The 26,823-nt window shown below is 42.5% G+C and carries 22 protein-coding genes and 2 tRNA genes; 17 read left to right on the top strand and 7 right to left on the bottom strand.

Annotated elements, in window-relative coordinates; translation table 11 throughout:
* Window positions 1-44: 44 nt before the first annotated feature.
* The 7 genes from H5125_RS16120 to H5125_RS16090 all read left to right on the top strand — a co-directional run bounded on the left by H5125_RS16120 (window position 45) and on the right by H5125_RS16090 (window position 7,046).
* Window positions 45-120 (top strand) — tRNA-Glu (locus tag H5125_RS16120).
* A 36-nt stretch (window positions 121-156) separates the two neighbouring features.
* Window positions 157-232: transfer RNA gene (locus H5125_RS16115), tRNA-Ala, on the top strand.
* 401 nt (window positions 233-633) lie between these two features.
* Window positions 634-1,653: a TRAP transporter substrate-binding protein gene (locus tag H5125_RS16110; RefSeq protein WP_182744755.1), complete on the top strand. Its 1,020-nt coding sequence runs from the start codon at window positions 634-636 to the stop codon at window positions 1,651-1,653.
* Between the two features lie 66 nt (window positions 1,654-1,719).
* A complete protein-coding gene (locus tag H5125_RS16105; RefSeq protein ID WP_162023556.1) occupies window positions 1,720-2,376 on the top strand; it encodes a TRAP transporter small permease in 657 nt (218 codons plus the stop codon).
* The gene (locus H5125_RS16100) at window positions 2,376-3,773 is read left to right on the top strand and encodes a TRAP transporter large permease (RefSeq protein WP_182744754.1); all 1,398 of its coding nucleotides are present in this window, start codon (window positions 2,376-2,378) and stop codon (window positions 3,771-3,773) included. The genes H5125_RS16105 and H5125_RS16100 overlap by 1 nt, the downstream gene beginning before the upstream one ends.
* Before the next feature lie 100 nt (window positions 3,774-3,873).
* Window positions 3,874-5,670, top strand: a complete 1,797-nt coding sequence (locus H5125_RS16095) for an ATP-binding protein (RefSeq protein ID WP_182744753.1) — start codon at window positions 3,874-3,876, stop codon at window positions 5,668-5,670.
* 2 nt (window positions 5,671-5,672) lie between these two features.
* On the top strand, window positions 5,673-7,046 hold the full coding sequence (locus tag H5125_RS16090) for a sigma-54 dependent transcriptional regulator (protein ID WP_101086553.1): 1,374 nt from the start codon (window positions 5,673-5,675) through the stop codon (window positions 7,044-7,046).
* Here H5125_RS16090 and H5125_RS16085 read toward each other — a convergent pair.
* The 3 genes from H5125_RS16085 to tesB form a co-directional block, all read right to left on the bottom strand.
* Window positions 7,043-8,278: an MFS transporter gene (locus H5125_RS16085; protein WP_101086552.1), complete on the bottom strand. Its 1,236-nt coding sequence runs from the start codon at window positions 8,276-8,278 to the stop codon at window positions 7,043-7,045. The genes H5125_RS16090 and H5125_RS16085 overlap by 4 nt on opposite strands.
* Before the next feature lie 102 nt (window positions 8,279-8,380).
* Window positions 8,381-8,782, bottom strand: a complete 402-nt coding sequence (locus tag H5125_RS16080) for a YbaY family lipoprotein (protein WP_101086551.1) — start codon at window positions 8,780-8,782, stop codon at window positions 8,381-8,383.
* A gap of 9 nt (window positions 8,783-8,791) precedes the next feature.
* Complete coding sequence (gene tesB, locus H5125_RS16075; protein WP_011638171.1) at window positions 8,792-9,652, bottom strand: acyl-CoA thioesterase II; 861 nt, start codon at window positions 9,650-9,652, stop codon at window positions 8,792-8,794.
* A gap of 207 nt (window positions 9,653-9,859) precedes the next feature.
* On the opposite strand from tesB, the gene H5125_RS16070 reads away from it, so the two are divergent.
* A complete protein-coding gene (locus H5125_RS16070; RefSeq protein ID WP_101086550.1) occupies window positions 9,860-10,753 on the top strand; it encodes a 1,4-dihydroxy-2-naphthoate polyprenyltransferase in 894 nt (297 codons plus the stop codon).
* 70 nt (window positions 10,754-10,823) lie between these two features.
* Here the strand turns inward: H5125_RS16070 and gndA are convergent, their stop codons facing one another.
* Window positions 10,824-12,353: an NADP-dependent phosphogluconate dehydrogenase gene (gene gndA, locus H5125_RS16065; protein WP_182744751.1), complete on the bottom strand. Its 1,530-nt coding sequence runs from the start codon at window positions 12,351-12,353 to the stop codon at window positions 10,824-10,826.
* A 253-nt stretch (window positions 12,354-12,606) separates the two neighbouring features.
* Window positions 12,607-14,523, bottom strand: a complete 1,917-nt coding sequence (locus H5125_RS16060; protein WP_182744750.1) for a propionyl-CoA synthetase — start codon at window positions 14,521-14,523, stop codon at window positions 12,607-12,609.
* Window positions 14,524-14,830: 307 nt separating this feature from the next.
* Between H5125_RS16060 and H5125_RS16055 the strand changes: the two genes are divergently transcribed.
* The 8 genes from H5125_RS16055 to H5125_RS16020 all read left to right on the top strand — a co-directional run bounded on the left by H5125_RS16055 (window position 14,831) and on the right by H5125_RS16020 (window position 23,460).
* On the top strand, window positions 14,831-15,241 hold the full coding sequence (locus H5125_RS16055) for a MerR family DNA-binding transcriptional regulator (RefSeq protein ID WP_101086547.1): 411 nt from the start codon (window positions 14,831-14,833) through the stop codon (window positions 15,239-15,241).
* A gap of 129 nt (window positions 15,242-15,370) precedes the next feature.
* Window positions 15,371-16,540 (top strand): isovaleryl-CoA dehydrogenase, encoded by a 1,170-nt coding sequence (locus H5125_RS16050; RefSeq protein ID WP_101086546.1) that lies wholly within the window; start codon window positions 15,371-15,373, stop codon window positions 16,538-16,540.
* A gap of 90 nt (window positions 16,541-16,630) precedes the next feature.
* Window positions 16,631-18,238 (top strand): carboxyl transferase domain-containing protein, encoded by a 1,608-nt coding sequence (locus tag H5125_RS16045; protein WP_059744381.1) that lies wholly within the window; start codon window positions 16,631-16,633, stop codon window positions 18,236-18,238.
* A gap of 37 nt (window positions 18,239-18,275) precedes the next feature.
* Window positions 18,276-19,091, top strand: a complete 816-nt coding sequence (locus H5125_RS16040) for an enoyl-CoA hydratase-related protein (protein ID WP_182744749.1) — start codon at window positions 18,276-18,278, stop codon at window positions 19,089-19,091.
* A complete protein-coding gene (locus H5125_RS16035) occupies window positions 19,091-21,121 on the top strand; it encodes an acetyl/propionyl/methylcrotonyl-CoA carboxylase subunit alpha (RefSeq protein WP_182744748.1) in 2,031 nt (676 codons plus the stop codon). Before H5125_RS16040 ends, H5125_RS16035 begins: the two co-directional genes overlap by 1 nt.
* Complete coding sequence (locus H5125_RS16030) at window positions 21,122-22,012, top strand: hydroxymethylglutaryl-CoA lyase (RefSeq protein WP_182744747.1); 891 nt, start codon at window positions 21,122-21,124, stop codon at window positions 22,010-22,012. It abuts the gene before it with no gap.
* Window positions 22,013-22,085: 73 nt separating this feature from the next.
* Entirely contained in the window at window positions 22,086-22,790 is a 705-nt protein-coding gene (locus tag H5125_RS16025; protein ID WP_182744746.1) for a CoA transferase subunit A, read from the top strand.
* Window positions 22,791-22,803: 13 nt separating this feature from the next.
* The gene (locus tag H5125_RS16020; protein ID WP_182744745.1) at window positions 22,804-23,460 is read left to right on the top strand and encodes a 3-oxoacid CoA-transferase subunit B; all 657 of its coding nucleotides are present in this window, start codon (window positions 22,804-22,806) and stop codon (window positions 23,458-23,460) included.
* Between the two features lie 138 nt (window positions 23,461-23,598).
* On the opposite strand, the gene H5125_RS16015 is transcribed toward H5125_RS16020, so the two are convergent.
* On the bottom strand, window positions 23,599-24,480 hold the full coding sequence (locus H5125_RS16015) for a universal stress protein (RefSeq protein ID WP_101086540.1): 882 nt from the start codon (window positions 24,478-24,480) through the stop codon (window positions 23,599-23,601).
* Window positions 24,481-24,853: 373 nt separating this feature from the next.
* Here H5125_RS16015 and H5125_RS16010 point away from each other — a divergent pair, with 373 nt between their 5' ends.
* The gene (locus tag H5125_RS16010) at window positions 24,854-26,044 is read left to right on the top strand and encodes a cation:proton antiporter (protein WP_101086539.1); all 1,191 of its coding nucleotides are present in this window, start codon (window positions 24,854-24,856) and stop codon (window positions 26,042-26,044) included.
* 48 nt (window positions 26,045-26,092) lie between these two features.
* Here the strand turns inward: H5125_RS16010 and H5125_RS16005 are convergent, their stop codons facing one another.
* Window positions 26,093-26,599, bottom strand: coding sequence for a TlpA disulfide reductase family protein (locus tag H5125_RS16005; protein WP_242445126.1), 507 nt, complete (start codon window positions 26,597-26,599; stop codon window positions 26,093-26,095).
* Window positions 26,600-26,823: the final 224 nt, after the last annotated feature.

Raw genomic sequence — 26,823 nt, 5'->3', positions numbered from 1 at the left:
ACCAATGAGTATTCACTCGATACAGAGTATAACGTATCAAATGTGTCCCATTCGTCTAGAGGCCTAGGACACCGCCCTTTCACGGCGGTAACAGGGGTTCGAATCCCCTATGGGATACCATATTTTTAAAATTTTAGTTTTAGTCAGCTAGAATTTGGGGTTATAGCTCAGCTGGGAGAGCGCTTCGCTGGCAGTGAAGAGGTCCACGGTTCGATCCCGTGTAGCTCCACCAATTATTTGGTATTTAATGCATATATTGCATTCACAAATTAACCACCGAAAGGTGGTTTTTTTATGTCTAATTTTTATTTCTTTCTTGTTTTAATTAAGTCCATGTAAACTATTATTACTCTGCTAGTCATAAATACTCTCTTCACATCACGATCAATGACAATGTGCGACATTCCACCCATTACCCCTTTTCTACTGTGTGACAATCCACACATAAAATCGCTCTCCGGTTTCCTTATTAAATTAAAGTTAATATATTTCATTGAGTTACAAATAATTAACATTCTGGCCTAATGCTTGCTATGTTTGATCTATCCTCATAAAGCGTTTATGGCGTACTTGTTCTGGGACAAGTCACCACCTTGAGGAAAATATAACACTAAAAAAAGGAAGTTAATTATTATGAAAAAATCCACCAGTACCTTTACACGCCCACTCAAATCAATTGCTAAACTAGCAACAATTGCTACTATTCTGGCAGCGAGTTTTAATGTCTTTGCTGAACCTGTAGAAATTAAATTTTCGCATGTTGTTGCAGAAAACACACCAAAAGGACAAATGGCACTTAAGTTTAAAGAATTAATAGAGCAGCGTTTACCTGGTGAATACGTTGTTAACGTATTTCCTAACTCACAGTTATTTGGGGATAACAACGAGCTAGCAGCACTACTCCTAAACGATGTGCAATTTGTAGCACCGTCATTATCTAAGTTTGAGCGTTTTACCAAAAAACTACAGATTTTCGATTTACCTTTCTTATTTGAAGATATGGCCGCAGTTGATCGTTTTCAGCAGTCAGATTCAGGCCAAAAATTATTAAACGCAATGAACCGTAAAGGCCTTGTTGGTCTAGGTTATCTTCACAACGGCATGAAGCAATTCTCAGCGAACGATCCATTGGCATTACCAAAAGATGCTAACGGCAAAAAGTTCCGTATTATGGCATCTGATGTGATTGCAGCTCAATTTGATGCAGTTGGCGCGATTCCTGTTAAAAAGCCCTTTTCAGAAGTGTTTACTCTGCTACAAACACGCGCCATTGATGGTCAAGAAAACACTTGGTCAAATACCTACTCAATGAAATTCTATGAAGTACAAAGTCACATAACAGAAAGTAATCATGGCGTTTTAGATTACATGGTAGTGACCTCAAATACCTTCTGGAAAGGTCTACCCGCCGATAAACGAGCTATTTTTAAGTCATCACTAGACGAAGCTATCGCACTTGGTAACAAAATTGCGGCTGAAAAAGATAATCAAGATAGACAAGCCATTATTGATTCTAAGCGCTCTGAATTAGTCACGTTAGCGCCTGCTGCACGCCAGCAATGGGTTAACGCTATGAAACCAGTTTGGGCTAAGTTTGAAGATCAAATTGGTAAAGACATGATTGATGCAGCACAAGCTGCTAATACTAAATAGTCTCCGTACTTGACGTGGTACTGAACGCATTCTTGCATCAGTACCACCTTTTTTTATTCAAGGAGTATGACCGTGATTTCAAGACTATTTGGTTATTTTGAAGAAGGGTTCCTTAATTTATTAATTACATTAATGACGTTGCTAGTTTTTGGCGAAGTTATTGCTCGTTTCTTTTTTAACACCGGTTTTTTATGGATCCAAGAACTGACCCTTACTCTTTGTGGTTGGTTTGTATTATTTGGTATGTCTTATGGCGTCAAAGTAGGAGCACATATTGGTGTCGATGCCTTTGTATCTAAGCTATCTGGTAAGCCACAGAAAGCAGTCGCTATCTTTGCGTGCCTGTGTTGCATTGTTTACTGTGGCATGTTTTTAAAAGGGGCTTGGGACTACCTTAGCCAAATGTACCAAATTGGTATTCCAATGGAAGATATCGACTTTCCTGCATGGTTTATTCATCAATTAGATCCAGATTTTGCCTGGGAAACATTACGCATCGACGTAGAAGACGGTGCAGTTCCTATTTGGTTATCTCAAAGCATTTTGATTATCGGGTTTTCAATGCTCACTTGGCGTTTTATTGAATTGTTTATCGCTATTTTGCGCAATAAAGCAGTTGGTTTCCAACTGGCCGATGAAGCAAAAGACAGCATGCATTTAATCGATGAAGCTGCGCTATCCACATCATCAGAACAACAACAAAATGATAAGGACGCGAAATAATGACTATAGCAACACTATTTATTGCTTTGTTTATTTGCATGATGATTGGTATGCCTATTGCTATCGCTTTAGGCTTTTCAAGCATGCTGACTATTTTGTTATATTCAAATGATTCGCTCGCTTCGATTGTTTTAAAACTGTATGAGTCGACTTCAGAACACTACACTTTATTGGCAATCCCATTCTTTATTCTATCATCGGCATTTTTGTCTACTGGTGGCGTAGCAAGGCGTATTATTGACTTTGCGATGGACAGCGTAGGTCATATCCGCGGTGGTCTTGCTATGGCATCAGTGATGGCTTGTATGCTATTTGCAGCGGTATCGGGTTCATCACCAGCTACTGTAGCGGCTATTGGCTCTATTGTTATTGTTGGTATGGTGCGTGCGGGTTATCCAGAAAAATTTGCAGCAGGCGTTATCACTACGTCAGGTACATTAGGCATTTTAATTCCACCATCGATTGTAATGCTGGTTTATGCTGCCGCGACAGAAGTGTCTGCAGCTAGAATGTTTATGGCAGGTTTAATACCAGGCTTAATGATGGGTTGTATTTTAATGCTGGCCATCTATATCGTTGCTCGGATTAAAAAGCTGCCTTCACGTCCTTTTCCTGGCGTAAAAGCATTAGCGATATCAAGTGCTAAAGCGATGGGTGGTTTAGCACTCATTCTGATTGTGTTAGGTTCTATTTACGGTGGTGTTGCAAGCCCAACTGAAGCTGCGGCAGTAGCTTGTGTATATGCTTACTTTATTGCTGTATTTGGTTATCGTGATATTGGCCCTCTTAAAAATGTCGCTTGGCGAAATAAACAAGAGTCTTTAGTGGGAGCCTCATTACGTAACATAGGGCACATGTTACTTGCCGTTATTAAAACACCTACCGACAAAGAAATCCGTCATGTAGTACGTGATGGCGCTAAAGTCAGTATTATGCTGCTGTTCATTATTGCTAATGCCATGCTGTTTGCCCATGTATTAACCACCGAACGTATTCCGCACATTATCGCCGAAACGATTGTCGGATTTGGATTACCCGCATGGGGCTTTTTGATTATCGTCAACTTACTGTTATTAGCTGCGGGTAACTTTATGGAGCCTTCAGCTATTCTGTTGATTATGGCGCCAATCTTATTCCCTATCGCAACCCAGTTAGGTATCGATCCTATTCACTTAGGCATAATTATGGTGGTCAATATGGAGATAGGCATGCTCACACCGCCTGTAGGGCTCAATCTGTTTGTCACCGCAGGGATAACAGGAAAAAGTATGGGGTGGGTAATTCAATCGTGCCTTCCTTGGTTAGTATTGTTACTCGGTTTCTTGATATTGATTACCTATATTCCACAAATTTCTCTATTTTTACCCGAATACATAGACAAATTAAACGGCTATTAACTTGATAATTCGCGTATTATAGACGAGCCTTAATTTATTAAGGCTCGTTTTTTTACTTATGCTCAATAATCATCATAATCATTATCGATTGGGAATATGCATGCTTTCATTCTCGACTACCAAAAAACGAAATGTTGTAATGAGCATGATGCTCACTATCGGGTTATTACTGACCCTTAGAGTTACATATTGGTATTTACTTGAACAAGGCACAACGTCCATTGCTGAGCAATCTGAAAAGCAAATTAATGAACTGGTAATTTTTATTGATAACGCCCTTTCACACTACGAAAATATTCCTGCAGTACTTGCACAAAACCCCATCTTAGAACAAGGGTTACTTGATCAACGCAATCCTCAAACAATCGAAAAGCTCAACGCTTATTTATCTGAATTAAAGCAAGTCACTGAGTCGTCAGACATTTACCTCACCGATGCGCTTGGCGTGGCTATTGCCGCCAGTAATTGGGATGTACCAAACTCTTTTATTAATCATGATTATTCATTTAGGCCTTACTTTATCGATGCGATATCAGGGAAGTCTGGACGATATTATGCAGTTGGTACCTCATCAAATAAGCGCGGATTCTACTTTGCTAATCCGGTATATCATAGAGGCGTGGTATTGGGTGTAGTGGTTGTAAAAGTTGATATAAGTTTGATTGAACAACAAAGTAGTGGTATTGCCATCGCAAGCCAATATGAGTTTATGATCAGCGATCCAGACAATATAGTGTTTCTTTCAAGCATTAATAGTTGGCGATTTAATTCATTAACACCACTGACACAGGCTAAACGTTTTGCTCTAAATTCATCAAAACGCTATGCCAACCGGCCCATTGGTGAGCTTAGTGTAAGCCCTCTTTTTATGCTCGGCAATTCCGATACTAAACAGGTATATAAAATATCATCAGCTGAAGGCCACGCAAAATACCTTGAACGTCACCAATTGATGCCCAATGCTAATTGGAACGTTCATATTCTTACTCCAATGAAGCCCTTATATGAATCGTTACCGCCAATAATGCTATTGGCGGCCACACTCTATTTATTATTAACACTTTTTATACTTTACAGCATTGAGCGCCGTAAAAATTTACGCAGAATGCACCAAGCTCAAAATCTACTCGAACAACGAGTAAAAGAGCGTACATTGGATCTTGAACAAGCCAACACCCAATTAAAAGACACTCAAGACGAACTAATCCAAGCGGCAAAGCTTACGGTCATAGGTAGCCTGTCAGCCAGCATTAACCACGAGCTCAATCAACCGCTGGCAGCACTGCGCAGTTACGCACAAAACACTCAAACATTCATTGGCCGTAATATGATTGAAGATGCCAGCAGCAATATCAAAATCATGATAGAGCTAACCGATAGGCTTGCAGATATTATTGGTCAGTTTAAAAGCTTTACGCGTAAATCTCAGGGTAAAGACAACGCCACCGAAATTAATCAATCAATTGAGCAAGCACTTACCATTGTTCAACCTGAAATGGACAAACAAGGTGTTAAATTGTCGCTGAAATTATTAACGGGCAAATGCCAAATATGGGGCGACAGCGTCAGATTACAACAAGTACTGGTTAACCTTATTAGTAATGCTATCGTCGCAATGCAGCAATCTACAGAGCGACAATTACAAATCGAAGTCTATTGCGACAGCAAGGTCAATATAAGCATTCAAGACAGTGGCCCAGGCGTGAGAGAAAGCCAAATGAATAAAATTTTTGAACCTTACTACACCACCAGTGAGCGCCAAGGACTAGGCTTAGGATTGTCCATCTCGCAGCGAATTATCGAATCTATGCAAGGTTCTATTACTGTCGAGAATGCCATACACGGTGGGGCTATTTTCCATATTATTTTGCCACTTTATTTACGTGAGGAAGTGTAAACGTGACTCAAATTCAAGACATCAATAATTATCAAGTTATTATTGTTGATGATGAACCTCATATCGGTATCGTGTTACAGCAGTTATTTAAACTAGAGAATATCAACGCGTTGGCGATTACGAATCCGCAAGCTATCTCCAGCCATATTACCGCTAACTGGCCTGGCATAGTAATTTCTGATGTTAATATGCCGCAACTCGATGGTTTGAGTTTATTGCAACAACTGAAACAACAAGACAGTGACTTACCTGTAGTACTATTAACGGGTTTTGGTGACATCGCCATGGCGGTAGACGCTCTCAAGAAAGGTGCTTACGACTTTATCGAAAAACCATTTAACAACGAACATATACTCGATGTGACTAAACGCGCGTTAGATAAGCGGGCGCTAACACTAGAAAACCGTAAACTTAAACGCGAACTTGAATCGCATATAGCACCTGGTCCACGTATTTTAGGCAGTAGTCCTGGTGTGATGAAAATGCGACATCTTATTGACCAAGTGCTCGACACACCTGCAGATATCATGATTGAAGGTGAAACCGGTGCAGGTAAAGAGCTTGTCGCCCGATATCTGCATGACCATAGTTATCGTAACAAAGCTAATTTTGTCGCCATTAATTGTGGTGCAATCCCTGAAAATCTCATTGAAAGTGAACTCTTTGGTGCAGAATCTGGCGCTTTCACTGGCATAGACAAACGCCGCATCGGTAAGTTTGAATATGCTAATGGTGGCACGCTACTTCTAGATGAAATAGAAAGCACTCCTATGGCCTTACAGGTTAAATTATTGCGTGTATTGGAAGATCGTAAAGTCGAACGATTAGGATCAAATACGCCGATTAATTTGGACATCAGGGTTATTGCGGCAACAAAATTAAACTTGCAGCAACTGTGCGAAGAAGGGAAATTCAGACAAGATTTATTGTATCGTCTTAACCTCGTGACCATTGTCATTCCTCCACTACGAGATCGCCGAGAAGACATTCCATTGCTGTTTTTACATTTTGCCAGAATTGCTTCGGCTCGTTACCATAAAGCACTCATAGCATTAAATCCCCAGCAAACGATGGTGCTAACCTCTCACGACTGGCCTGGCAATGTACGCGAGTTACGTAATTTAGCAGAACGTTATGTGTTACTTGGTGCAGAAGCCGCTTTTGCTGGTAATTTAGATAACCACACCACTATGCACACCAGCATGTCGCTTCAGCAAAGAGTGGAGTTCTTTGAGAGAATGTTAATTGAAGAAGCATTAAGCCACAACAAAGGCAGCATCAAATTAACCATGGAACAACTCGAATTACCCCGTAAAACCTTGTACGACAAAATGCGTAAGTTTGAACTAGACCGTAAACAATTTATCGAGAGTTAATCGGGTACGGGAACATCAATAACCTGTTGTTGATGTATCCCTAAACGCCAGACCGCCACTAAAAGCAGCGCCAAAAGGCTCATAGACCCCGCAACCACTCCATTCCATTCAGCTTCGTGCCAAAACATCATTAAATAAGGTCCGCCCAGGGATGCGCCAAGATAATAGCAACATAAATAGAGCGACGTTGCCTTAGCGCGATGACTGGTGGCACGGATAGCAACAAACGAATTACAACAGCTGTGAGTTAAGAAAAATCCGCAAGCACTGATCAGAAAACCCACCACAATGGCAGTCAATGTATCCACCAAAGTCAACAACGTGCCAGCGACCATTAAGCATAAAGCCACTCTAAATAATGGCATCGAGCCATAGCGCATAATCCATTTTGCCGACAAATAAGAAGCAAATGTACCACTTGAATAACAGAGAAAAATCAAGGTCGCATTAAAGCGACTCAAACCATATGGTTCAGCCATAATATGCAATTGAATAAAGCTAAACTGATTGACCATCATCATAAATGCTAAGCCACCAATGGCATAAGCGAGGCGCATCTGCGAGTCAGACAAATGGAACATAAAGCCATCTATATCTTGCTTTACCTTATGTCGCAAAGAGACTTTTTGCTTAACCACTGGGGATTTAATTTCTTTACGCGGCAATAAATACGTTACCAATGCCACCCCCATTAACGTGACCAAAAACACCAACCCCATTGACGACTGCCACGACAAATTTTGTGCCATTAATCCGCCAAAAATTCGTCCTGCGATACCGCCCATACTGTTGGCCATAATGTATACGGCAGCAGCTTTGAGCATAAAAGAGGGAGCTAATTGTTCTTTAAAATAGGCCATCGAAATCGCGGGCACAGCGGCCAACAAAATGCCCTGTAGTAAGCGCACCCATAATAAGTCATCGAATGTTTGGGCAAACACTAATAAAATATTCGACCCTGCGAGCAGCCATAAACTCACCACAATAGGAGCCAACCGTCCTATCCTGTCAGATAAAACTGCATAAAAAAGCAATGAAAAAGCTAAGGTGAAACTGGTAACAGATAACACCAAAGTAGCTTGTGCGCCAGACACATCAAAATGTTCCGCAATAGACGGCAGCATGCCTTGTACTGTGTACAAATTAATGTAAATCACCATAGAAGCGATGCACAAAGCCCAAATTAAACGAGTTTGCGCATGCGAGCGATAAGTCTGAGATAACTCTGTCATAAACAACCTAAACAGCACATTAGGGTAGAAAACAGATTATTACCCGCCAAATAAATAGATCAATGACGGGCATAAGAGTTTGTGAACTAGATTACGAAGTGGCTATTTAACGCGTTTCATTAACACTTGAGTGGTAAATTGACCGTTACTGATCACACGGAACTTATCATACGTTTGAAAAATAGCATTACCTTGATAAGTGATCATTGCCACAACACCGTAATCAACACCGCTTTTGACTAACTCAGCAGGTAAGGTGAATTTAAATGGAACGGGTGCTCTGGCTATATCAAAGTTTTTTTGAGAGATAATCGCACCCGGAGTATTAAAATCAATTAATGCAATGTTAATTTTACACCCTTGTGGCAAGGCAATTTTCTCTGCATAACCTGCATAGCCATTTACAATGACTGGCTTTTCAGGCTCAATCGTCACACAACCATTGAGTATTATGGCAATCAAAGTGACAACCGCGAATTGTATCCCTTTCTTAATTATTAACATGTTAGCGTCCTACTTGGTCATTCTGATTAAACCTTCCTGTGTGGCAGAAGCCACAAGACGTCCTTGCTGATCAAAAAACTGCCCTTTCACAAATCCACGACCACCGCCTGCATTGGGACTATCAATACAGTACAAGAGCCATTCTCCCATATTAAATGGGCGATGAAACCACATGGCATGATCAATAGTGGCCATGCGCATACCTGGAGTTAAAAAAGACACACCATGGGGCTGAGTTGCTGTGGCTAAAAAATTAAAATCCGATGCGTAAGCGAGTAAATACTCTTGAATACTATGATCCGATGGTACTTGCCCATTGGCACGTAGCCATACATACCCTTTTGCCTCTGTTGTGTTAGGGGCGATAGGATGAACCGGGTTAACTAAACGCATTTCAATCGGAGAGTCTGCCATAAATTTTTCGAGCATTTTCGCTGGTACTTTATCACGCATAGTCACTGCAAGTTCTTGCTGATTCAATAAACCTTCAGGTCCTGGCACATCGGGCATGACATCTTGATGATTAAAGCCTTCTTCAACCGTTTGGAACGAACAGGTCATATAAAAAATAGGTCGACCTTTCTGAATCGCTTTTACTCTACGCGCACTAAAACTTCCTCCATCGCGCATATTTTCAACATCGTAAATAATCGGTAATTTTTCATCACCCGCACGTAAAAAGTATGAATGTAAAGAATGTACATGGCGGTCTTCACTAACCGTTTGTTTTGCAGCACTTAACGCTTGTCCCATCACCTGGCCACCAAACACGTGTCCGAAGCCTAAATCTTGACTCTGGCCGCGAAACAGACCTAACTCAATTTTCTCAAGTGACAACAATGACAATAAATCGTTTAATACCTGACTCATAACACCTTCTCTACAACTTGGATTAACGTTAAGGTTACCTTAGTTAAGCTGATGTTTTCTAGCTTATTCTATGGTAATTGTTGAATTTAAGTCATCTCGTGACAAATCACGAAATAGTGATGTAACGCAAATATTCATATCTGCAGCCTAATTGAATATTTGGTATGCTATTAGATATGACTAATCAACAGTGCGCCTCACAATATTATGCAACCTAGCTCAATGCAATCATGGTTTATGGCTATCCGTCCTCGCACGTTACCGGCGGCTATCGGTCCATTATTAATCGGAAATATGCTAGCGATTGGGCTCGAACAATTTAGCTTACTCATCGCCTTTACCTCAATGCTATGTGCAGTATTATTGCAAATTTCAGTTAATCTCGCTAATGACTACTTTGACTTTAAGAATGGTATCGACACCGAAGAGCGGATCGGTCCAATAAGAGTCACTCAAAGCGGTATTCTTGCTCCGTCATCTGTACGAAATGCCATGATTGGTTGCCTAGTCATATCATTATTAGTAGGTTCATTGCTAATCGTTCACGGTGGCTGGCCAATAGCCATTCTTGCAACAGCCTCTATATTAGGCGCGTTATGTTATAGCGGAGGTCCCTACCCACTGGCATCACATGGATTAGGCGAAATTGCTGCATTTGTATTTTTCGGCTTAGTGGCCGTTGTTGGCAGTTACTATTTACAAGCAGGCACCACCACCATGACAGCATGGTTACTTGGCTGTGCTATTGGTTTTTTTAATGCTGCCATTATGCTGGTCAATAACACTAGAGATATCTCTACCGACACAAAAGCAGGTAAAAATACTCTTGCGGTAAGAATTGGTGAAGCACAAGCAAAAGTGCTATATCAAAGTTTTGTCTACTTACCATTTGGTATCATTATCGCGGGATTCTTGCTCGGGTCGCTCGATGGGTTACCCGTATTATTAGCAGGTGTATCATTAGTAATCGCACGTAACCTGAGTCGCGAATTTCATAATAATACTGGTGAAGCATTAAATCCTATCCTTGGGCAAACAGCTAAATTGACGATGATTTTTAGCGTCTTATTTAGCATTGGATTGTACTTTTCGCTAACCTAACCATTTTCCTTAGCTAAATAAAAAGGCGCTTCATTGTAAAATGAAGCGCCTTTTTATAATGTAAGACTAATTACACCTTAGCTAAAGTACGCTGCTTCGCACTCCAGTCTAAGTGGTATTTCTCACCAGCGGGTTTATCGGTGCGTTCAAAAGTATGTGAACCGAAAAAGTCGCGCTGACCTTGTAACAAGTTAGCGGGTAATGTCTCACAGCGGTAGCTGTCATAATAGGCAATTGCCGAACTAATACATGGAGCAGGAATGCCCTGCATAACAGAAGCTGCGACCGTTTTACGCCAGTTAAGGTGTTTTTGCGATAATGTTTGACTAAAAGTGTCAGCCATTAATAAGTTCGTAAGGTTTGCATCTTCTTGATAAGCCTTAGTAATTGACTGCAGGAACGTAGCACGGATAATACAACCCGCTCGCCAAATTTTAGCAATTTCAGCAAAATCTAAAGACCAATTCTGCTCTTTAGCATTCATCGCCATTAACTGGAAACCTTGCGCATAACAGCACACTTTAGCGCAATATAATGCATCTTCAAGATTAGCAATAAATTCTACTTTTTCAGCATCACTAAAACTGACTGGTGCAGGTCCTGCTAACTTCGAGCTTAACTGCATACGCAAGTTTTTCTGAGTGCTCACAGCGCGTGCATAAACGGCTTCAGCAATCGTTGGCGCAGGGCAACCAATTTGCAAGCTGCTCACTGCAGTCCATAAACCAGTGCCTTTTTGGCCTGCTTTATCTAAAATCATTTCAACTAATGGCTTACCGGTTAATGGATCGTCTTGTTGTAAGACTTCAGCACTAATCCCCATAAGGTAACTGTTAAGAATACCTTTATTCCAACCATTGAACACGTCACCAATGTCATGGGCAGACATGCCTAAGCCGTCACTGAGCAATTGATACGCTTCGCAAATAAGTTGCATATCAGCATATTCAATGCCGTTATGAACCATTTTAACGTAATGACCAGAACCAGCAGGACCAATATAAGTCGTACACGGCTCACCTTCGGTTACCGGATTGCCTGGCTCAAAACGCTCTATTGGTAAACCCGTTGCTGAATCCACTTTAGCAGCAATAGCTTTCCAAATTGGCTCAACATAACGCCATGCCTTTTCATCACCACTAGGCATGAGAGATGGGCCAAAACGTGCACCTACTTCGCCACCAGACACTGCAGAGCTAAAGAAAACAAACTGATCTTTATAACGTGCTTCGCGTTCTACCGTGTCGGTCCAAAGGCTGTTACCCGTATCAATAACGATATCGTTGGCTTCAATACCAGCTTCAATTAACGATTTACATACACCGTCAACAGGCGCACCAGCAGGCACAGATAATACAATAACTCGAGGCTCAACTAATTTAGCCAGCATTTCTGTAAGATTATTACATGACTGCATGCGCGCTGCCGTACCCGCTTTACGCTCACTTTCTTCTTGAGCCACAGCTGCGTTGACTTTTGGAGTATCTAAATCGAAAACTGCAACATGGTAGCCGTTGTCAGCAATGTTTAATGCGAGGTTCTTGCCCATAACACCAAGGCCGATAACGCCGACGTGAGATTGTTGGGTGTGGTTATTCATAGTGTATGTTTCCACAGGTCACAGAGATTAATCGCGTAGTGCGAATCCATTTGGGTGGCAATTATAGCGATTCTTGTAACTAAATTACCAGTAACAAAACGCGGAAACGCTGTTTTTTACAATGTATGCCCAATCTGTTTATTAGGAGATAACATCGTGTCACAATAGAAAAAACCATAAAAACACTGGTTTTTTATGGTTTCGATTTAAAATCACCTTATCATTTGGCATGGCTAAATATTGAAGAGTAACATCATGTTATCTCGGTAGTTAGTGCATTAGCATAACCCATTTTAGTCAACGCATTCCGGACAATATCTAAGGTTTGTGGGTCTTCAATCGTTGCTGGCATGGTGTACTCTTGATTGTCTGCAATTTTACGCATTGTGGCGCGTAATATTTTTCCAGAGCGGGTTTTAGGCAACTTTTGCACAGCACTTACCAGCCGAAATGAAGCCACTGGGCCAATTTCATGACGTACCAAGGCAAGTAACTCTTTATAAAGAGCTTCATCTGACAAGGTAACGCCATTTTTAAGCACTACTAATCCAAGAGGCACCTGGCCTTTTAGTTTATCTTGCACACCAATTACCGCAGCCTCGGCCACCGCTTCATGTTGACATAAAACTTCTTCAAATCGACCCGTAGATAAACGGTGTCCGGCAACATTTATGATGTCGTCAATTCGGCTCATAATGTATAAATAACCATCTTCATCGACATAACCTGCATCTCCAGTTAAGTAATAACCAGGATACATAGACAAGTAACTGTCGATATAGCGTTTATCATTTTGCCACAAGGTCGTTAATGTGCCTGGTGGTAAAGGTTGCTTTATCACCACATTACCACTTTCATTAGGAGCCACTTGTTGCCCCATCGCATCAAGAATCTCCACTTGGTATCCAGGTACTGCTCGCGCAGGCGATCCGGCTTTAATCTCTATCGGATCGGTGCCCATCAAGTTTGCCGCGACAGGCCAACCAGTTTCAGTTTGCCACCAATGATCAATCACTGGTTTACCCAACTGCTGCTGACTCCAGTTTAAGGTGTCAGGATCGCAACGCTCCCCCGCTAAATACATTTGCTTAAGGCAAGTTAAATCAAATTGTTTAATAAACTCGCCTTCTGGATCTTCTCGTTTTATAGCCCGAATAGCTGTAGGTGCGGTAAAAAAACTACGAACATTTTTTTGTTCGATAATACGCCAAAATGCACCCGCATCAGGGGTACCAATAGGTTTACCTTCGTACATTATGGTCGTCGCACCCACCAGCAATGGCCCATAAACAATATATGAATGCCCTACCACCCAGCCCACATCAGATGCAGCCCAAAAAACATCGCCCACACCAATGTCATAAATGTGTTTCATCGACCATGCTAATGCGACTGCATGGCCACCATTATCACGTACTACACCTTTAGGTTGACCAGTGGTACCAGAGGTATATAAAACATATAAGGGGTCTGTTGCATCCAACGACACGCAAGCAGCATCAGGCGCATCAACCAGCGCACTGTACCAATCAAGATCTCTTGGTGACTGTAATTGTGCTTGGTATTCAGTTCGATTCAAAATTATGCAATGTTCGACTTGATGTTGCGCTTGGGATAATGCGTCATCGAGTAAAGGCTTATACGGTACGACACCAGAAGGTTCAATGCCACATGAAGCAGACAGAATTAACTTGGGTTTTGCATCATTAATCCGCGTAGAAAGCTCATTGGCGGCAAAACCACCAAATACCACAGAATGAATCGCACCAATCCGTGCACATGCCAGCATGGCATAGGCTGTTTCTGGCACCATTGGCATATAAATAACCACTCGGTCGCCTTTTTCAACACCAAGTGACACCATTAATCCAGCTAAGCGCTTTACCTGAGCCAACACAGATTGATAACTAATTGAGTATTCGTTGTGCGTCACAGGGCTAATGTAATGAATCGCTGTTTGTTCACCTCTTCCTGCTAATACGTGACGGTCAACGGCGTTAAAACAGGTATTCATCTTGCCATCAGCAAACCAACGGTAAAAAGGCTTATTGCTATCATCCAGTACCGTCTTTGGTGCAAGATCCCAGCTAATGGCCTCAGCGGCTTGCTGCCAAAATACTTCGGGATCGGCTATCGATTGTGCGTGCATTGATAGTCCTACATCAGCCATATTGTTCTCCGTTAATCAACTTGTATTACAATGATTATGAGCAGAATTCATTAAATACCCCTATTAGACAAAGGGATAACAACCACTAAAACCAACAAAAACACCTTTAGTTTCAATCGAGTGTTTAACTTGTGCAGGTCAAATACTATCAGTAACAAAATACACTAAATAACAATATGTTAATGTATAATTAGTGTTTGAGTGGCAAGCAAAATTAACACGCATTAAACTGAAAACCATCTAGCAAACTTTACCTTTACGTAAACTTCATATATCTTGCATCAAAAGAAACTCTTTTGGTGACATGATGAGCACAACCCACATTCCTCAATCAACATATTCAATCAGTGACTTATCAAAAGAATTTGATATCACCACCCGCAGTATTCGTTTTTACGAAGACCAAGGCTTGATTAAACCTAAGCGTCGCGGACAAACCCGTATATACAGCCTGAAAGACCGAGTGCGCTTAAAACTTATTTTACGCGGCAAACGTCTTGGATTTTCGTTAGCTGAAACTCGTCGACTATTTGAGCTTTACGATGCTGATAAAAGTAGCTCAACACAGCTCAATACCATGCTGGATTTGGTCAATGAAAAAAAATCAGCTCTACAGCAGCAAATGGACGACATTAAAGTGGTGTTAATGGAACTTAATTCAGCCGAACAACAGTGCAAAGCAGCACTAGCCGACAACTCGGCTAAAAAAGCCAAATAAAACTCAATAAAAAATAGCTAACTCAATTAAGCCAAACAAGTTTTATCCAACTGCCAAAAACGTGCAAAAAAAGCGTTGGCAGCAAATGTTTTGCCAGACGATAATAAAAATTCAACAGGACACATGCAAATGAGCGATTTATATACCAGCTTAAACTTCGGTTTAGGTGAAGATGTTGACATGTTACGCGACGCCGTTCGCGGGTTTGCCGCCAACGAAATTGCACCTATGGCCGCCCAAGTCGATATCGACAATGAGTTCCCTAATCAATTATGGCCAGTACTTGGTGATATGGGGCTATTAGGCGTAACCGTTGATGAGCAATATGGCGGCGCTAACATGGGCTACCTTGCGCACGTGGTGGCAATGGAAGAAATTTCCCGTGCTTCAGCATCTATAGGGTTAAGTTATGGCGCCCACTCAAACTTATGTGTGAACCAAATTAATCGTAATGGTAATGACGCTCAAAAAGCCAAATACTTACCTAAACTCGTCAGTGGCGAGCACATTGGTGCACTTGCCATGAGCGAACCCAATGCCGGTTCAGATGTAGTGTCAATGAAACTGCATGCTCGCAAAGAAGGTGACCGCTACATCCTTAACGGCAATAAAATGTGGATCACTAACGGTCCAGATGCCCATACCTATGTTATTTACGCCAAGACTGACCTAGAAAAAGGCGCACATGGTATTACCGCATTTATCGTTGAACGAGGATCGAAAGGGTTTAGCCAAGCCCAAAAACTCGACAAGTTAGGTATGCGCGGTTCAAACACCTGTGAATTGGTATTTGAAGACTGTGAAGTGCCAGAAGAAAACATCTTAGGCGGCCTCAATAATGGCGTAAAAGTGCTTATGAGCGGCCTTGATTACGAACGAGTAGTGTTGTCTGGTGGCCCATTAGGCATTATGTCTGCTTGCATGGACATCGTAGTGCCATACATTCATGAGCGTGAACAATTTGGCAAATCGATTGGTCAATTCCAATTGGTACAAGGTAAATTAGCCGATATGTACACGGGTATGAATGCTGCACGCGCTTATGTTTACAGTGTGGCTAAATCATGTGACCGCGGTGAAACCACCCGTAAAGACGCTGCTGGTGCGATTTTATACAGCGCTGAGCTTGCCACTAAAATGGCCTTAGATGCCATTCAATTACTGGGCGGCAATGGCTATGTCAACGAGTACGCAACAGGTCGTTTATTACGTGATGCTAAGCTTTACGAAATTGGTGCAGGCACCTCTGAAATTCGCCGCATGTTAATTGGTCGCGAATTGTTTAACGAGTCAAAGTAACCAGCATTCCAGTACGAAGGCGACATATCACACGTGCTATGTCGCCTTAATCAAGCCCCCCTTATTTTTTGCTTCATTAAGGATATAGAAATGACGCAACTGAGCAGCCGTATCAATCCTCGCAGTGACGAATTTAAAGCCAAGTCAGACAGCATGGCGTTATTGGTCGATGATCTTCAACAAAAACTAAAAAAAATCGAACAAGGCGGCGGCCCTGTTGCCTTAGAACGCCATTTATCTCGTGGTAAGTTATTGCCGCGCCAGCGCGTTGAAAAGCTGCTCGATCCAGGTTCACCTTTCTTAGAAATATCGCAATTTGCCGCTTACGAAGTCTATGACGAAGAAGTCCCAGCGGCAGGCGTTATTGCTGGTATCGGTCGTGTCAGTGGTATTGAGTGCATGATTATCGCCAACGATGCCACGGTCAAAGGCGGCACTTACTACCCGATTACCGTTAAAAAGCATTTACGCGCGCAAGACATCGCCAGCCGTTGTCACTTACCGTGCATCTACTTAGTCGATTCTGGTGGCGCGAATTTACCTCGCCAAGATGAAGTATTTCCAGATCGCGATCATTTCGGCAGAATTTTTTATAACCAAGCACAAATGTCAGCCAAAGGTATTCCGCAAATTGCTGTCGTCATGGGCTTGTGTACCGCAGGCGGTGCTTATGTTCCTGCAATGGCCGATGAGTCTATTATTGTTAAAGATCAAGGCACCATCTTTTTAGCCGGGCCTCCATTAGTGAAAGCGGCTACCGGTGAAGAAGTCAGCGCAGAAGAGCTTGGCGGCGCAGAAGTTCATACTAAAATATCGGGTGTTGCCGATCATTTAGCGCAAAATGACGACCACGCGCTTGAACTCGCTCGCCGTGCAGTACTGCGACTTAATCATCAAAAAGAAATCAAAAGCTTATTAAGTCCAGTCAAACCACCACAATTCGATATCCATGAATTGTACGGCATTGTTGGTACTGATCTTAAAAAGCCGTTTGATGTAAAAGAAGTCATTGCCCGTGTGGTTGATGACTCTGACTTTGACGAATTTAAAGCTAACTATGGTGCAACCCTAGTGTGTGGTTTTGCCCGTATTCATGGTTATCCTGTCGGTATTGTAGCCAATAATGGCATTTTATTTTCTGAATCGGCGCAAAAAGGCGCTCACTTCATTGAACTGTGTTGCCAACGTAAAATTCCGCTGTTATTCCTGCAAAATATTACCGGCTTTATGGTGGGTAAAAAGTACGAACACGAAGGCATTGCTAAACATGGTGCCAAAATGGTGACCGCAGTGTCTTGCGCTAACGTGCCTAAATTTACCGTGATTATCGGTGGCAGTTATGGCGCGGGTAACTACGGCATGTGTGGTCGCGCATTTGAACCGACCATGATGTGGATGTGGCCAAACGCCCGTATTTCGGTAATGGGTGGCGAACAAGCTGCTGGTGTATTAGCCACAGTGCGCCGCGATGGTTTAGCGCGTAAAGGCGTTGAATGGTCGGCAGAAGACGAGCAAGCCTTCCGTAAACCAATTGTTGAACAATACGAAAAAGAAGGTCATCCGTATCATGCCAGTGCCCGACTTTGGGATGATGGCATTATCGACCCTGCACAAACGCGTGATGTGGTCGGCTTAGCCTTATCGGCAGCATTAAATGCTCCTATTGAAGACACCCGCTTTGGGGTGTTCCGCATGTAATTGTGCGGTTAATTCAGCTAATAAGGAGTAATAAATAATGTTATCAAACCAATATAAGTTTATTGAATGCCGTCTAGACAAAGGGGTGGCAGAGCTCATTTTAAACCGCGTTGAAGTGCATAATGCCTTTGATGAAGTAATGATTAGCGAGATGATCCAGGCTATCGAAAGCTTTGCCAGTAACAATCAATGCAATATGTTGATTTTGCGTGCTAATGGTAAAAACTTCAGTGCTGGCGCCGACCTCAATTGGATGCGCAAACAAGCAAAAATGGACTTTGAACAAAATCTGACTGATGCCCATGAGCTTACCAAGCTGATGCACGTGTTAGACAAGTTTCCAAAACCCACTATTGCCTTAGTACAAGGCGCGGCCTTTGGTGGCGCTTTAGGACTAATTTGTTGTTGCGATATTGCCATTGCCAACACCCGTTCAAGCTTTTGCTTAAGCGAAGTCAAGCTGGGGCTTATCCCTGCTGTGATAAGTCCATATGTGGTTCGTGCTATGGGTAATCGCCAATCGCGTCGCTTTATGCTTACCGCTGAACGCTTTAGTGCTGATGTTGCCTTAACCCATCAAGTCATTCATGAAGTTAACGACGACTTAGATGCCGCGGCGGTCCCTTTTATCACCGCATTTAATGCCAACAGTCCTCAGGGCATGGCATGGGCAAAAAATCTCGTATCGCATTTAGAAAACGGCGTGATTGACGACGCTACGCTCAATTTTACCAGCGAGCAAATTGCTCGGATTCGTGTATCAGATGAAGGTCAAGAAGGCCTTAATGCTTTCTTTGAAAAACGTACGCCAACATGGCAAACCGCTAAATCTGATCCACAAGGAGCCCAATAATGTTTACCAAATTACTGATTGCTAACCGTGGTGAAATTGCTTGCCGTATTATTAAAACGGCTCAAACCATGGGTGTTCGCACCATAGCCCTTTATTCCGATGCAGACAAAGATGCCCGCCATGTAGCCATGGCCGATGAATCGTTTTATCTAGGTGGCAGCGCCCCAGCGGACTCATATTTAAAAGCTGATTTAATTATCGAGATAGCTAAAAAATCGGGCGCGGAAGCCATTCACCCTGGTTATGGTTTTTTGTCTGAAAATGCTGAGTTTGCTCGTAAATGTGAGCAAAATGGCATCGCCTTTATCGGCCCTGGCAGTGATGCTATCGATTCGATGGGCAGCAAAAGTGCCGCCAAAAAAATCATGTCAAAAGCCAATGTGCCCTTAGTGCCGGGTTATCATGGCGACGATCAAACGGACGCCACGTTAATAGCAGAAGCCAAAGCCGTTGGCTTCCCGTTACTGATTAAAGCGGCCTATGGTGGTGGCGGTAAAGGGATGCGCATCGTAGAACACGAAGGCGAAATCCTTGAAGCGGTTAAATCAGCACGCCGTGAAGCCAGCTCGTCATTTGGCAATGACAAACTGTTAATGGAACGCTACTTACGTCAACCACGTCATGTTGAAGTACAAGTATTTGCCGACACTCATGGCAATGCGATTTATTTATCGGATCGTGACTGCTCTATTCAACGTCGCCATCAAAAAGTGGTTGAAGAAGCACCTGCTCCAGGTTTGTCAGACGAACTACGAGCTCAGATGGGTAACGCAGCCGTTGCAGCCGCCAAAGCCATTGATTATGTTGGCGCGGGCACCGTTGAGTTTTTACTCGATACCGATAATAGCTTCTACTTCATGGAAATGAACACCCGTTTGCAAGTAGAGCATCCGGTTACCGAAATGGTCACAGGCCAAGACTTAGTAAAATGGCAGCTAGTTGTCGCCAGTGGTGGTGAATTACCGCTGCGCCAAGATGAAGTGCGTATTCATGGTCACTCATTTGAAGTGCGAATTTACGCTGAAGATCCACAAAACGAATTTTTACCGGCCAGTGGCAAGCTCAATTTTTTACGTGAACCAGAACAAAATCGTCACGTGCGTATCGATTCAGGTATTCGTGAAAACGATGTCATCAGTAACTTTTATGACCCGATGATCGCCAAGCTGATTGTATGGGATGAGTCGCGCCCTCGCGCACTACAACGTTTAGTGCATGCACTTGAGTCATACCAAATCAGTGGCCTTAAACATAACATCGAGTTTTTAGCCAACATTGCTGAACACCCAGCCTTTGCTGCGGCAGACTTCTGTACTGACTTTATTGAGCGTTATGGCGACACCTTAATTGGAGATGCCGCTATTGAAGCAGATACTGCGTTAGCACTAGCAGGACTTTTTCAGGTGTTGTCACGTAAGCAAGCGGCAAAAGCGCTGGCCATTAACAGTGCTGACCCGTATTCACCTTGGGGCCTAGTGAGCGGCTTTAGACTAAACAGTTCAAGCGTGCATCGTGTGTCGTTATTAACTGACGTATCCGCCGAAGTGCAACAGCATGACTTGTTGCTTACCGCCGTTGGCGAACAATATCAATTGTGTTTACACGACCAAATGTTGACGTTAGCGGGTGAATTGAAAGCCGATTTACTCTTAGCTGAGATTAATGGCCATAAGAGCAAAATCCCTGTTAGCCATCAAGGCGATGACTTTACGCTATTTTTACCATCTGGCAGTTATCACTTTAAAGCCATATTGGCTCAAGTGATTGAAGAAGTGGTTAACCATGCAGATAAGCTTAAGGCCCCCATGAATGGCACTGTTGTGACTCATTTAGTGGAAGTGGGCGAACAAGTCAAAGCGGGCCAAGGCTTATTAGTGATGGAAGCAATGAAAATGGAATACACCATCGAAGCGCCGTTTGATGGCGTGGTGAGTGAGTTTTATTTCCAAAGCGGTGAGCTTGTCAGTGACGGTGCACAACTATTAAACGTTGAACCATTAGCCTCTGAAGCTAACATCGAGGAAGCGTAAATGTTACCGACTAAAGTGAGCATTTTTGAAGTCGGCGCTCGTGACGGGTTACAAAACGAAGTGCCGGTGACCACTGCAGACAAACTCACGTTAATCGAACAACTTGCCGATGCAGGTGTTAAGCGCATTGAAGCAGGCAGCTTTGTGTCACCTAAGTGGGTGCCACAAATGGCCGATTCTGATGCCGTATTGCAGCAACTCAAACGACAAGCTGGTGTTGTTTACAGTGCATTAACCCCTAACCTAAAAGGCTTTGAACTAGCGTTAGCGGCTGGCGCTGATGAAGTGGCTATTTTTGGCGCAGCATCAGAAAGTTTTAGTCAAAAAAACATTAATTGCTCTATTGATGAGTCAATCGAGCGCTTTATTCCGTTGATGGAAGCCGCCAAACAACATGGGATTGCAGTGCGTGGCTACGTGTCTTGTGTACTCGGATGTCCATACGAAGGCGACATTGATGTGAGAGAAGTCGCGAGAGTATCTGAGATCCTTTATAAAATGGGTTGTTACGAAATATCATTAGGCGACACCATCGGTGTTGGCACTCCCAATAAAGCGCGGCAAATGGTTGAAGCTGTCGCCAAAGTGGTTCCGGTTGATAAGTTAGCCTTGCATTTTCATGACACATACGGTCAAGCATTAGCCAATATTCTGGCCTGTCTCGACACTGGTGTCAGCGTGTTTGATGCATCAGTCGCCGGTCTTGGTGGTTGCCCATATGCGAAAGGCGCTTCCGGTAATCTCGCCACTGAAGATCTGGTCTACATGCTCCATGGCATGGGAATAGATACCGGCATTGACTTAGCTAAGCTTGCATTTGCTGGCGACAACATTAGCCGCGCATTAGGCCGAAGCAATGGGTCTAAAGTGGCAAATGCAATCAGAACATAATCACATATACTAAAAATGGTTAACGTAGCATACCGCTAACCGTTGATATCAATATAACGATAAGGACAACAAGATGGCAGGATTCAATAAAGTCGTCCACAGCTATGAAGAAGCACTAGCAGGACTGAGTGACGACATGACCATTATGGTCGGCGGGTTTGGTTTGTGTGGTATTCCTGAAGGCTTAATTAACCACATGGTTAAATTGGGTGTGAAAGGCTTAACCGCTATTTCAAACAACGCTGGTGTTGATGATTTTGGTTTAGGTTTATTACTTAAACAACATCAAATTTCAACCATGATAGCCTCTTATGTTGGCGAAAATGCCACCTTTGAACAACAAATGTTGTCTGGTGAGCTTAATGTAATACTCACGCCACAAGGCACATTGGCTGAAAAAATTCGTGCTGGTGGTGCGGGTATTCCGGCATTTTTCACCGCAACAGGTTACGGCACGCCGATTGCTGACGGTAAAGAAACCCGTGAAATTAAAGGTCGTCACTACGTATTAGAAGAATCATTGACGGCAGACTTTGCCTTAGTTCGTGCATGGAAAGCCGACACCATGGGTAATTTGGTATTTCGAAAAACCGCCGCTAACTTCAATCCAATGATGGCCACCGCAGGTAAAATTACCGTGGTTGAGGCTGAAGAAATTGTTGAACCGGGTGAGTTAGATCCAGACCACATCCATACACCAGGTATTTATGTTGATCGCGTTATCAAAGCCAGCTTTGAGAAACGTATCGAACAACGTACCGTCAAAGCTGCGAAATAAGGGAGACAACACCATGGCACTGACCAGAGAACAACTCGCCCAGCGCGTAGCAAAAGAATTACAAGACGGTTTTTACGTTAATTTAGGTATTGGTATCCCTACTCTTGTGGCTAACTATATTCCACAAGGCATGCAAGTGATGCTGCAATCTGAAAACGGTCTACTCGGCATGGGCGAGTTTCCAACCGAAGAAACCATAGACGCCGATCTCATCAACGCCGGCAAACAAACAGTTACCGCAGTTGCTGGGGCGTCATTCTTTTCATCGGCAGAGAGCTTTGCAATGATACGTGGCGGCCACGTAGACCTAACCGTATTAGGCGCCTTCGAAGTTGATGTTAACGGCTCTATCGCCTCATGGATGATCCCAGGCAAGCTGATTAAAGGCATGGGCGGCGCAATGGATTTAGTCGCTGGTGCTGACAACATTATTGTCACCATGATGCATGCAGACAAATACGGCAATTCAAAGTTATTGTCAAAATGCGAACTGCCATTAACGGGCTATGGTTGCATTAAACGTGTAATGACAGATTTGGCCTTTATGGAAATTAAAGATGGCGCATTCCATTTACTTGAACGAGCCCCTGGCGTGTCTGTTGAAGAAATCGTCACAAAAACAGCTGGTAAGTTAGTGGTACCAGACCATGTGCCAGAAATGACTTTTTAATTAATCTTAAATGGTTAATATAACAAAGCCCGCCACTCTGGATATACTCAGTAATGCGGGCTTTTTGTATTTTTTAAAATGACAACTAACTAAAAATACCTAACGGTTCGTTGATGTGACCGTTAATTTGCAGAAAAACTACCAGGTTAAAGGCGCAAGCAATTGATCATCTGCTGGGATAATCAATACGTTACTGCGCATCCGCTCTAAAACTAACTCAGCAGTATTACCTATAATCCGTCCTAATAATCCTTCTCGTTGCCGAGCACCAATCACAAAATATTCACTCTTCAATCTGCAGGCTAGCTCAAACAAGCACAGTTCAGGCTCACCAGCAATAATGTGGATACATTCGGGATCCATATTAAATTGAGCAATCTGTTTTTGATGATCTTTATATGCCTTTTTAACAAGAGCATGGGTATCAATCAAATCCATATCTCGTAATATTTTGGGTACCCTAAGCACAAACGCTAAATGTAATTTGGTCCCTGTAGCTTCTGCAAGTTGCTTACCATATGCCACTACAACGCTATTAAGCTGTTGTTTAATAGGATCATGAGTAGCAAGATCGACAGCCATCAACGTTGCGTTGCCTTTAGTGAGTGGATTACTGGTTAATAATAATAACGGGATCCGAGTATGGCGTATCAACTGCCAGTCAGTGGATAAATAATGGTCTGCATGATGTACAGCCTTCACCATAAGGTCAAATCCATGACGAATAGAATGATGACAGGCATGTTCAAATAAATATTTGCTCCACACCATGTGTACCGGAATATCTTCACCTTTAAGATCCACGAGATGCTGCTTTAATTCAGCTTCTCGTTGATCCATTAACTGCTTTTGAGCAACGCTGACTAAACGAGGGTTATAACTTTCAGGACCACTAAAATAAGCATAAGAATAAGCAAAAACTTCCGCATTTTTGTTCAATTGCTTAGCTAACAGCAAACCGCTCGCTATCGCATCGGTATGTGCTTGTTCCATTTGCGCGATAATAAACACCTTATCCATTTCCTTCTCCTTAAGTCTGCCAATTTTTGATGTACAGCTACTGAAATAGTGATGTCCTGATTAGTTGTGCTATATAACAATCTTCATTGCTGGTGGCTTGAACTAAAAATCCCATCAGCTGAGCTTTATAGGTAAATGTCACCGTTAAAAACAGTCGTCCAAATAACCAACTCGCCTAGCTCAAATAGTAAATAATTGAAAGTTCCAACTAAATATTTTTCCGCTAAAACACAGTAAACCATGTCTTATTAGCTATCATTAGTTTAGTCAATAGAGTACGTTTGTGTTTAATAATTAATCAGAAAGTTGATCGTAATCAACTTTCTGAGATCAAATTGAATCAAGGGATATAGCGCAAACAAAGGCAGACAAAATGACAATAGATAGTTTTGTAATGTCATTATTCTTTATTCTAGTGGTAGGTAGAATACTCGGTGAACTGAGCGACCAACTTGGGTGTCCAAGCGTGGTGGGTGAAGTTATTGCAGGGATATTACTGGGGCCATCTATTCTCAATTGGGTAGAACCTAATAGCACATTAGCTATTATCGCAGAACTTGGGGTTATCCTATTACTTTTTGATATTGGGTGCGAAACCTCAATAAAACGGCTCGTCAATGCAGGAGGTCAAGCCGTTCGGGTCGCATTATTAGGGATTGCTTTACCCATATTAACAACAGGACTTGCCAGTCTTTATTGGTTGTCCCTAGCACCTTTTACAGCCTTATTTTTTGGTTGCGCCCTCACCGCCACCAGCATTGGTATATCAATGCGCGTGTTAACACTATACAAACAGACCCAAAGTTCAGCTGGACATATTATTCTTGGAGCCGCGGTAATTGATGATATTGTCGGAGTGATACTGCTTAGTTTGTTGTTTCATTTTGCTTCCTCAGGTGAATTGGCATTAAGCTCAACACTGATGCTGTTTATCACGATAACCAGTTTTATCGTTTTCAGCCCCCCACTTGTTAGAGCTATCATTTATTTTACCCGCTGGTTACGTCCCAAAACGAATATCCCGGGTTATGAAGTGTTTGTGGTAATGTCACTGATTAGCATGTTTGCATGGCTGGCACACTGGTTTGGCACACCAGCAATATTAGGTGGGTTTGCAGTTGGCATGGGTATATCGCGGCAGTTTACTTCGCCATTAAATAAATTTTTGAAAAATCCCTTTCCTTACACTTATAAACTAGAACTGTCCTCTCGCCCGCTGGTGCAAATATTCAGCCCGATATTTTTTGTTTATGTCGGAGTTAGCCTCGATCTCAGCCAGTTAGATTCAAGTTTTACAGGTTTAGTCATTCTAGGATGGTTAGCGTTTATTGCTGTATTAAGTAAGTTCGTGGCAGGTTTAATAGCAGGTCAGAACTGGCAAGAAAAATGTATCATTGGTGCCGCTATGGTACCTCGTGGAGAGGTTGGGCTAGTTTTCGCGGAAATGGGCCGTCAACTTGGGGTGATACCAGCTAAAGAGTTTGCAATATTAGTTATGATTATCGCCCTAACGACCCTAATAGGGCCGCTTATTTTGAAATATACGTTAAGTAAGCAGCATTAACCGCTTAAGTCATTTCGACTGAAATATCAGTACTGAGTAACATAATGATCAGTCTACTAAAAACTGCAGCGCTTTTTCTAAATTAGGATCGTCAGGATTAGATGTATTTGTCACCCACGCAATATGGCCAGTGCGGTCAATAAATACTGTTGTCGGTGTGCCTCTTACGCCATACAACTTAGCAACCTCATCCCCTAAAACCAACGTTTTCATCTTTACACCTCGATCTAGCAAGCTTTGTCCGGGAGTTGCGCCGACATCTTCTTTAAAACTAATACCAATCATTTGTAAGTCTGTATGTTGATATTTAAGTCGCAGCTTTTCTAAGCCGGGTTGAAGTTTTTTACAATATGGACACCATGTAGCCCAAAAATGCAAAATGACTGGTTTTCCCGCGTAGTCATGTAGATTAAATGGCTGACCATCAGCATGAGTTAACTCAAAGTTAGGAGCAACGGATTCTTCCATCTTCGACGCCGCATCAGCTATGTGTAACGGCATGAAAGACAAAAAGAACAATGCCAATATACTTATTCCAAACCAAACTAATTTCATCACTAGCCCCTTTTTGATGGCGTATTCTTTTGATAGATAATTTTGATAGATAATTTTGGATAGATAATTTTTGTAGATAACTCATAGACCGGACAAAAACGATTCTGTATTCGTTTGCAGAGCAAAAAAAATGGTTCATCAGTACTGAACTTTCTATAGGTGATTACGGTATTAATAAAGAGGCTAACAATACGCATATTTCAGAGTAAATAAATCGGTACATT

The organism is Shewanella sp. SR44-4 (genome assembly GCF_014163715.1).
GTDB lineage: Bacteria > Pseudomonadota > Gammaproteobacteria > Enterobacterales > Shewanellaceae > Shewanella.
Note: the sequence above shows the minus strand (reverse complement) of the source record. Positions and strands in the feature narration are given on the sequence as shown.